Raw genomic sequence first — 8,318 nt, forward strand, 5'->3', positions numbered from 1 at the left:
CCGGCGGCGACGGAGATGAGCAGCACCGCGCCGAGGGTGACGGCGACGCCGGCGGAGAGCAGCGCGCGGTTGCGCAGGTCCTGGTCGACGTTCTGCATCCAGTCGGCCGTCAGCGTCCACAGCGCGGGGGCGCGCAGCAGGATCGTCACGGCACCGGCCGCGCCGAGGGCGCCGGCGGCGGCGGCGGAGTGCAGGGCGGTGACGCCGGCGACGGCGTACACGCAGACGAGGACGGGGTCGTAGAGGGAGGTGCCCCAGACGCTCTCGGGGGCGGCCTCGGGCGAGCCCGCCCAGGACCACCACAGCTCGGGCAGGCTCGCCGCGACGTCGACGTCGCGGCCCATCCACAGGAGCGAGAGCAGAGCGAGGAGCGCGCAGCACACGGCACCGAAGACGCGTGCGCCGCGCCCCAATATGTGTCCTTGTTCCATCGCCGGAAGACCCCCGATACGCAACCGTGCGCCTTTTGGGCCCACACGGCACCCAGGTCTACACCTCTCCGCAGCCCCGGACAACACCCGCGGCAAGACCGGCCGGGCGGCGGCGGGCGGCGGCCCGGATCCCGGCCGGATCCGGCACGCAGACCGGACCCGGCCGGGGGACGGCACCCGCACGGCCGTACGCTCCCCAGAGTGACGCGTTCGTATATCGGTGATGCGACAGGTGGGTTGCCGACGTGTTAACGACCTTCGATCCCATATGCCGGACATGTCGGTCACTAAGGCGGCTTGTCAAGCACGTACGGACCTCAATCTGCAAAACATACGCTCAAGAAGCGATTCCGCACCTCGGCTTACCCCGTCACCCCCTTGACTGGGGGATGAATCGGTTGCGAAAGTCCCGTCAACCACCGCAGCGTGCACGGGCGCTGCGGCTCTCATCCGGTTCGGGAGCACAACGCCAATGACGAGTCCATCCGAGGCTGCCCCGACGGGGTCCGAGCCCACAACGCTCGAACCCGTCAAGGCAGAGGGGGGCGAAGGCCAGGGCGCCGCCGAGTACATCGGCAAATCGCCCGGTCAGCTGATGTGGCAGCGCTTCAAGCGCGACCGCGCGGGGGTCATATCCGCGTATGTCGTCGGCTTTTTCGTGCTTGTCGCGATCCTCGCCCCACTGATCTCGAAGCTGTACGGGAAGTCGCCGTACACGCTGTACAACTCGGCCACCGGCAAGCCCGAGCTGTTCGACGCTCTCGGCTACCCGATCAAGCCCAACGGCGGTATCAGCGGCGAGTTCTGGTTCGGCCTTGAGCCCATCCTGGGTCGCGATGTCTTCACGCTGCTCATCTACAGCATCCGGACATCGCTCGCCATCGCCGTCGCGGTGACGATCCTCACGGTCGGCATCGGCGTCCTGCTGGGCGTGGCCGCCGGCTTCACCGGGGGCCGCACCGACACGCTGATCGGCCGCTTCACCGACCTGATGCTGGCGTTCCCGAGCCAGCTGTTCTTCGTGGCGTTCATGCCCGTCATCACCGCCCTGTTCGTCGCTCCCGAGGACGCGACGCCCACCTGGTTGCGGATCGCGGTGCTGATCGGTGTGCTCGCGGCGCTGAACTGGATGCGCATGGCCCGCATCGTGCGCGGTGTCGCGCTGTCGATGCGGGAGCGCGAGTTCGTCGAGGCCGCCAAGGTGAGCGGGGCGTCGAACTGGCGAATCATCCGCAAAGAGATGCTGCCGAACCTCGTCACACCCATCCTCGTGCAGGGAACCTTCGAGCTGCCGCTCGTCGTGACGAACGCCGCGGGACTGTCGTTCCTCGGCGTCGGCCTGGTGAACCCGACCCCCGACTGGGGGCTGATGTTCTCCCGGGCGGCGGACGTGTCCGAGACCGTTCCCACGTTCATGTTCTTCCCCGGCGTCGCCATGGTGATCTTCGTGGTCGCCTTCAACCTGCTGGGGGACTCCGTCCGCGACGCGTTCGATCCGAAGGCCGCGCGCTGACGTTCGTACCGCCGCCAGGGTGCGACCGCCGTGGCAACGGGTGAACACGCACAAGCAAGTCAAGACCGACAGACAGGGTGGTAGACAGTGAGAATCAGGGGTGCACGCAGATCGCACGCCGTAGTGGCGGGGCTCGCCGCGGGGGCCTTGGCCCTCAGCGGTTGCAGCAGCGGTTCGGAGAACACCGACTCGCAGCAGGACGACAAGAAGAAGGCGGCGGAGCAGCAGGCGCAGATCCCGTTCGGTGACGCCAAGGCGTCCACCGGGCCCGCTCCGGAGGTGAAGGGCGCCCAGGAGGGCGGCACGATCCCCGTCATGCAGCGCGACAGCTACGCGCACCTCGACCCGGGACAGATATACGTCTCGGACGAGGGCGCCCTGGCCCGCCTGATCCACCGCGGCCTGACCGGCTACAAGGCCGACTTCAAGGGCAAGCAGACCCTGGTCGGCGACCTCGCCACGGACAGCGGCAAGCCGTCCGACGGCGGCCGCACCTGGACGTACACGCTCAAGGACAACATCAAGTGGGCGGACGGCACGGACATCACGTCCAAGGACGTCCGGCACACCTTCGAGCGGCAGTTCGCCGAGTTCATCAACGACGGCCCGGTCTACATCCAGCAGTGGCTGTCCAACGAGCCCGGCACCGGGTACCGCGACATGCTGCCCAAGGGCCCGTACGGCGGTGACCACCTGCCGGACTCCGTCCTGGAGACGCCGGACGACAAGACCATCGTCTTCAAGTTCAAGGAGCCGAAGCCCGACCTCCCGTACGCCCTGGCGATGCCGGGCTACTCGATGGTCTCCGAGGCGAAGGACACCCAGGAGAAGTACGACAAGGACCCGATGACGGCGGGGCCGTACAAGATCGAGTCCTTCAAGACCGGCAAGTCGATGACGCTGGTCAAGAACGAGCACTGGGACCCGGCGACCGACTCGTCGCGGAACGCCTACCCGGACAAGTACGAGATCACGTTCAACATCCAGTTCGAGACCTCGGCCGAGCGGCTGATGGCGGACAAGGGTGTGAACAAGAACTCGATCAGCTTCACCAACAACGTGGACGCCGCCACGCTGCCGAAGCTGAACAAGGACCCCGACGCCCAGAAGCGCTCGGTCAACGGCTACCAGCCGTACGTCGCGCAGATGGCCATCAACATGGACCGCGTCAAGAACAAGAAGGTCCGCGAGGCCATCGCCTACGCGCTGCCCATCCAGCCCTACCAGCAGGCGTTCGGCGGCCCGCAGGGCATGGAGCTGGCCGGCGGTCTGATCAGCCCGACCGTCTCCGGTTACGAGGAGGGCTTCGACCCCTTCGGCAAGCTGAAGAAGCCGCTGGGTGACCCGGCCGCGGCCAAGAAGATCCTGGAAGAGGCCGGCGAGACCGGTTACAAGCTCACCTGGGGCTACATCAACACCCCCGAGGGCCAGAACTACTCGCCGACGATGGAGTCGACCCTCGAAGAGGCGGGCTTCGACGTCCAGCGCAAGGAGATCTCGGCCGAGACGTACTACGACGAGATCGGTGTCGTCGACAACGAGTTCGACATGTACGTGAGCGCGTGGGGCGCCGACTGGCCGTCGGCCAGCACCGTGGTTCCGCCGCTGTACGACGGCCGGCAGATCCAGGACGGCTCGTCGAACTACTCGCACACCAACGACAAGCACATCAACTCGGAGATCGACCGGATCCAGAAGATCGCGGACCCGGCCGAGGCCGCCAAGGAGTGGAACAAGCTCTCCCAGTACGTGGTGGAGGACCTCATCTCCAACATCCCCATGACGTACTACAAGCAGATCCAGCTCTACGGCTCGAACATCGGCGGCGTCCAGTACGACGACGTCATCGGTGACATCGACCTGCGCAAGATCTACCTCAAGCAGTAGGCACCACCTCCGGTGCGCGGGGGCCCGCCCGATCGGCGGCCCCCGCGCACCACCCTTCAGTCCACGTCGCCGCTTTGTCCTTCGAAAGCAGCCCACAGTCATGCTTCGTTTCCTGATTCGCCGGACAATCGGCGCATTGATCATCCTGCTGATCCTCAGCGCGGTCTGTTTCTTCCTGTTCTTCGCGATCCCGCGTGACCCCGCCCGCATCTCCTGCGGCGAGAAGTGCACGCCGGAAAACCTGGAGCTGATCCGCAGGTCCCTCGGCCTCGACGACCCCGTCCCCGTGCAGTACTGGAACTTCCTCGCCGGCATCTTCAGCGGGCGTTCCTACCCGACGGGCGACTGTCCGGCGCCCTGCCTCGGCCGGTCGTTCGTGCACGACGAGAACGTCCTCACCCTTATCCAGGACCGCTTCCCCACCACGCTGTCCCTCACCATCGGCGCGGCCATCGTCTTCCTCGTCTTCGGCGTCGGAGCCGGCATGATCGCCGCCTGGCGGCGCGGCACGGCGCTCGACAAGTTCGTCAGCGGCAGCTCGCTTGTCATCGGCTCGCTGCAGATCTACTTCATCGGCCCGCTGGTCCTGTGGGCGCTGGTGTACAGCACCGGGCTCTTCGGCGACCCGACGTACAACCCCTTCACCGAGAACCCATGGAAATGGGCGGTGGGACTGATCCTCCCCTGGGCAGTGCTCTCCACGATCTTCGCGTCGAACTACACCCGTATGGTGAGGTCCACGATGATCGAGCAGTTGCAGGAGGAACACGTCAGAACGGCCAAGGCCAAGGGCATGTCGAGCGGCACGGTCTTCTTCCGCTACGCCTGGCGCGGTGCCCTGATCCCGGTCGTCACGATCTTCGGCATCGACCTCGGGTCCCTGCTCGGCGGGGCGATCATCACCGAGTTCACCTTCTCGCTGCCGGGGCTCGGCAACCTCTCCATCGCGTCCGTGTTCAGAGCGGACCTGCCGGTGCTCATGGGCGTGCTGCTGTTCTCGTCCACCATGATCATCCTGATGAACGTCATCGTCGATGCGGCATACGCCTTCATCGACCCGCGCATCCGTCTGTCCTAGGAGAAGAGCAGTGACCACCCTGACCAAGGAATCGGAAGGCTCCGCGCCGTCCGCGGGCGGTGCCTTCCTCTCGGTGCAGGACCTGCGCGTGCAGTTCACCACCGAGGACGGCGTCGTCAAGGCCGTCGACGGTCTCTCCTTCGACGTCGAGCGCGGCAAGACCCTGGGCATCGTCGGCGAGTCCGGCTCCGGCAAGTCGGTCACCAACCTGACCGTGCTGGGCCTGCACAACCAGATGTTCACCAACGTCGAGGGCTCCATCAGCCTCGACGGCGAGGAGCTGATCGGCGCGCCCGAGCGCAAGCTGGAGAAGCTGCGCGGCAACAAGATGGCGATGATCTTCCAGGATCCGCTGACCGCGCTCTCGCCGTTCTACACGGTCGGCCGGCAGATCGCCGAGCCGTACCGCAAGCACATGGGCGTCTCCAAGCGCGCCGCGCACGAGCGGGCCGTGGACATGCTGGACAAGGTCGGCATCCCCAACCCGAAGCTGCGTGCGAACGACTACCCGCACCAGTTCTCCGGCGGCATGCGGCAGCGCGCCATGATCGCGATGGCGCTCGTCTGCAACCCCGACCTGCTGATCGCCGACGAGCCGACCACCGCGCTCGACGTGACGGTGCAGGCGCAGATCCTCGACCTGATCAGGAACCTCCAGGACGAGTTCGGCTCCGCGATCGTCTTCATCACCCACGACCTCGGCGTCATCGCGAACGTCGCGGACGACATCCTGGTGATGTACGCGGGGCGCGCCGTGGAGCGGGGCACCACCCGCGAGGTGCTGCGCAAGCCGCAGCACCCGTACACGTGGGGCCTGCTGAGCAGCATGCCGCGGCTGTCGTCGGACGTGAACGTACCGCTGACACCGATCAAGGGCACCCCGCCCAGCCTGCTGAGCCCGCCGCCGGGCTGCCCGTTCCACCCGCGGTGCGGTTTCGTGGGCGACGTCGGCGGCGCGGCCTGCCGTACGGACCGGCCGGCGCTGCCGGAGGGCCGCGGGGCCGCCTGCCATCTGAGCGCCGGGCAGAAGCAGGACATCTTCATCGAGCAGATCAAGCCCCGGCTGGGCTAGGGAGCGACTGACCACCATGAGCGAAGAACTCACCCTCCCCGCCCCCCGGGACGACACCCCGACCACGACGGGCGAGCACCTGCTCACCGTCGAGGGGCTCACGAAGCACTTCCCGATCATGGGCGGCTTTCCGATCAAGCGGCGGGTCGGCGCCGTGCAGGCGGTCGACGGCGTCGACCTGGAAGTCCACGCGGGCGAAAGCCTGGGCCTGGTCGGCGAGTCCGGCTGCGGCAAGTCGACCACCGGGCGGCTGCTGACGCGGCTGCTGGAGCCGACCTCCGGCAAGATCACGTACAGCGGCCAGGACATCACGTACGCCAAGCGCAGGCAGCTGGCGCCGATCCGGTCCGAGATCCAGATGATCTTCCAGGACCCGTACTCCTCGCTGAACCCCCGGCAGACCGTCGGCACCATCATCAGCAGCCCGATGGAGGTCAACGGGATCACCCCGCCCGGCGGGCGCGAGAAGCGGGTCCGCGAGCTGCTGGAGACCGTCGGCCTCAACCCCGAGCACTACAACCGCTTCCCGCACGAGTTCTCCGGCGGCCAGCGGCAGCGCATCGGGGTCGCGCGGGCGCTGGCGCTGAAGCCGAAGCTGATCGTGGCGGACGAGCCGGTCTCGGCGCTGGACGTGTCCATCCAGGCGCAGGTCGTCAACCTCCTCCAGGACCTGCAGCGGGAGATGGGCATCGCGTTCCTCTTCATCGCGCACGACCTGGCGATCGTGCGGCACTTCTCGCAGCGCGTCGCGGTCATGTACCTGGGGAAGATCGTCGAGATCGGCGACCGGGACGACATCTACGCCCGGCCGCGGCACCCGTACACCCACGCCCTGCTCTCGGCCGTCCCGGAGGCGAACCTCTCGGAGGACGAGGAGGAGACGCCGCGCGAGCGCATCCGGCTGGCGGGCGACGTACCGTCGCCGATCAACCCGCCGTCGGGGTGCCGGTTCCGCACGCGGTGCTGGAAGGCGCAGGACCTGTGCGCCGAGAAGGAGCCGCCGCTGGTGCAGATCGGCGGCAACGGCGCGGGGCACCTGACGGCGTGCCACTTTCCGGAGGAGCCGACGGTGGAGCGCGAGGAAGTGGTCATCATGGACAAGGCGCTGGCCGCGCTGGAGGACATCCCGGACGCCTCCCCGGTCAAGGAGTAGCGCGTAGCACGTACGTCGTCGGCGTGAAGGCCGGTGCCCTTTCCGGGCACCGGCCTTCGTGCCGGGGCGGGCGGTGCTCAGTTGAGGCGTGCGCGGGCGGCGCGGGCCTGGCGGCGCAGGGTGTCGGCGGCCTGGGGCTCCATCGCCGCTATCACCGAGGCGTACTCCTCCAGCTCCGCCGCTCCGGCGACGAAGTCGCCGCGGGCGACGAGGAGCTGCGCGCGCTCGTGGCGCAGCCGGGCGGGGTGGCTGGGGAGAAGCAGGGCGAGTTCGACGGCGGCGAGCTGGATGTCGGACCGCTCGGGGCGGGGGCCGGCCCAGGCGCGGATGTTGTTGAGGATCCGCAGCACGATGTCCAGGGGGTCGGCGGGTACGAGCATCGCGGGCGACAGCGGCTCGCCGCCGGTGGCCTCGGCGACGAGCAACTCGGCGTCGGCGGGGGAGAGGAGCCGGCCGCCGTCGAAGGGGTCGACCAGCACGGATTCCCCCGCGGCGGGCACGGCGGGGCGGGCAGTGGCCGGGCCGACTGGGGGTGGGCCGAAGCCGACGACGAAGTGCCCGGGGAGGGCCACGCCGTACACCGGGGCACCGGCGCGGCGGGCGACCTCCATCCAGAGCACGGAGAGCATGATCGGCAGCCCGCGGCGGCGCCGCAGCACCTCGTGCAGCTGGGACGACTCCAGCCGCCGGTAGTCGCCGGGCGTCCCGTGGAATCCGCAGCGCTCCCCGAGCAGCTCGGCGGCGGCCCGCGCCCAGGCGCGGGGCCCGCCGGGCGCGTACGGCAACTGCCCGGCCAGCTCGTCCAGCTCGATCTGCACGGCGTCGATGCCGCCCTCGTCGAGCCCGGCGTCGGTCTCGGCGGCGACGAGCAGGCAGAGCAGCGCGAGATCGGGCCGCGGCACGCGGGCCTCCTCCGCGAACCGGGCCCGGTGACCGACCCCGGGCATGCTCATGCCCCCATTGTGCGACGTGGCAGGGCGCACGTCCCGCGCAAATGTGAGACCGGTGGGGAGGGAGCGACCGGCGGGGCTTCTCCCCGGCCGCCAGCTAGGGCTGGTGGCGGTAGTGGTAGGTGTGGTGGGTGGTGAAGTCCAGGTCGGCGTAGAGCGCCAGGGCCGGGGCGTTGTCCGGTTCCACCTGGAGGTACGCCGCCGAGGCGCCCTCCGCCAGGGCGCGGGCGGCGA

The 8,318-nt window shown here is 68.6% G+C and carries 7 protein-coding genes and 1 pseudogene; 5 read left to right on the forward strand and 3 right to left on the reverse strand.

Annotation, left to right across the window (positions count from 1 at the left end; genetic code table 11):
* Window positions 1-413 (reverse strand): annotated as a pseudogene (locus tag H5J30_RS10475) (hypothetical protein); the annotation flags it as partial.
* Between the two features lie 490 nt (window positions 414-903).
* On the opposite strand from H5J30_RS10475, the gene H5J30_RS10480 reads away from it, so the two are divergent.
* The 5 genes from H5J30_RS10480 to H5J30_RS10500 all read left to right on the forward strand — a co-directional run bounded on the left by H5J30_RS10480 (window position 904) and on the right by H5J30_RS10500 (window position 7,134).
* The gene (locus H5J30_RS10480; protein ID WP_258563234.1) at window positions 904-1,944 is read left to right on the forward strand and encodes an ABC transporter permease; all 1,041 of its coding nucleotides are present in this window, start codon (window positions 904-906) and stop codon (window positions 1,942-1,944) included.
* Window positions 1,945-2,091: 147 nt separating this feature from the next.
* Window positions 2,092-3,831 carry an ABC transporter substrate-binding protein gene (locus H5J30_RS10485; protein WP_220188751.1) on the forward strand — a complete coding sequence of 580 codons (1,740 nt, stop codon included), beginning with the start codon at window positions 2,092-2,094 and terminating at the stop codon, window positions 3,829-3,831.
* A 100-nt stretch (window positions 3,832-3,931) separates the two neighbouring features.
* Window positions 3,932-4,909 carry an ABC transporter permease gene (locus H5J30_RS10490; RefSeq protein WP_181787154.1) on the forward strand — a complete coding sequence of 326 codons (978 nt, stop codon included), beginning with the start codon at window positions 3,932-3,934 and terminating at the stop codon, window positions 4,907-4,909.
* 10 nt (window positions 4,910-4,919) lie between these two features.
* Window positions 4,920-5,981 carry an ABC transporter ATP-binding protein gene (locus H5J30_RS10495; protein ID WP_181787155.1) on the forward strand — a complete coding sequence of 354 codons (1,062 nt, stop codon included), beginning with the start codon at window positions 4,920-4,922 and terminating at the stop codon, window positions 5,979-5,981.
* Between the two features lie 16 nt (window positions 5,982-5,997).
* Window positions 5,998-7,134, forward strand: a complete 1,137-nt coding sequence (locus tag H5J30_RS10500) for an ABC transporter ATP-binding protein (RefSeq protein ID WP_181787156.1) — start codon at window positions 5,998-6,000, stop codon at window positions 7,132-7,134.
* Window positions 7,135-7,211: 77 nt separating this feature from the next.
* Here H5J30_RS10500 and H5J30_RS10505 read toward each other — a convergent pair whose 3' ends face one another.
* Together H5J30_RS10505 and H5J30_RS36590 are read right to left on the reverse strand one after the other, a co-directional pair.
* Complete coding sequence (locus H5J30_RS10505) at window positions 7,212-8,081, reverse strand: transglutaminase-like domain-containing protein (protein WP_181787159.1); 870 nt, start codon at window positions 8,079-8,081, stop codon at window positions 7,212-7,214.
* Window positions 8,082-8,181: 100 nt separating this feature from the next.
* Window positions 8,182-8,318, reverse strand: a 137-nt coding sequence (locus H5J30_RS36590) for a GNAT family N-acetyltransferase, cg3035/Rv0428c family (RefSeq protein ID WP_508470411.1), incomplete at its 5' end; no start/stop codon positions are given.

The sequence above is a fragment of the Streptomyces phytophilus genome (assembly GCF_013870535.1).
Lineage (GTDB): Bacteria > Actinomycetota > Actinomycetes > Streptomycetales > Streptomycetaceae > Streptomyces > Streptomyces phytophilus.

What these genes read in the sequence shown, in the direction of transcription:
- H5J30_RS10490 (WP_181787154.1), top strand. Translation starts at nt 3,932, where the DNA reads ATGCTTCGTTTCCTGATTCGCCGGACAATCGGCGCATTGATCATCCTG.
- H5J30_RS10480 (WP_258563234.1), top strand. Translation starts at nt 904, where the DNA reads ATGACGAGTCCATCCGAGGCTGCCCCGACGGGGTCCGAGCCCACAACG.
- H5J30_RS10500 (WP_181787156.1), top strand. Translation starts at nt 5,998, where the DNA reads ATGAGCGAAGAACTCACCCTCCCCGCCCCCCGGGACGACACCCCGACC.
- H5J30_RS10505 (WP_181787159.1), bottom strand. Translation starts at nt 8,081, where the DNA reads ATGCCCGGGGTCGGTCACCGGGCCCGGTTCGCGGAGGAGGCCCGCGTG.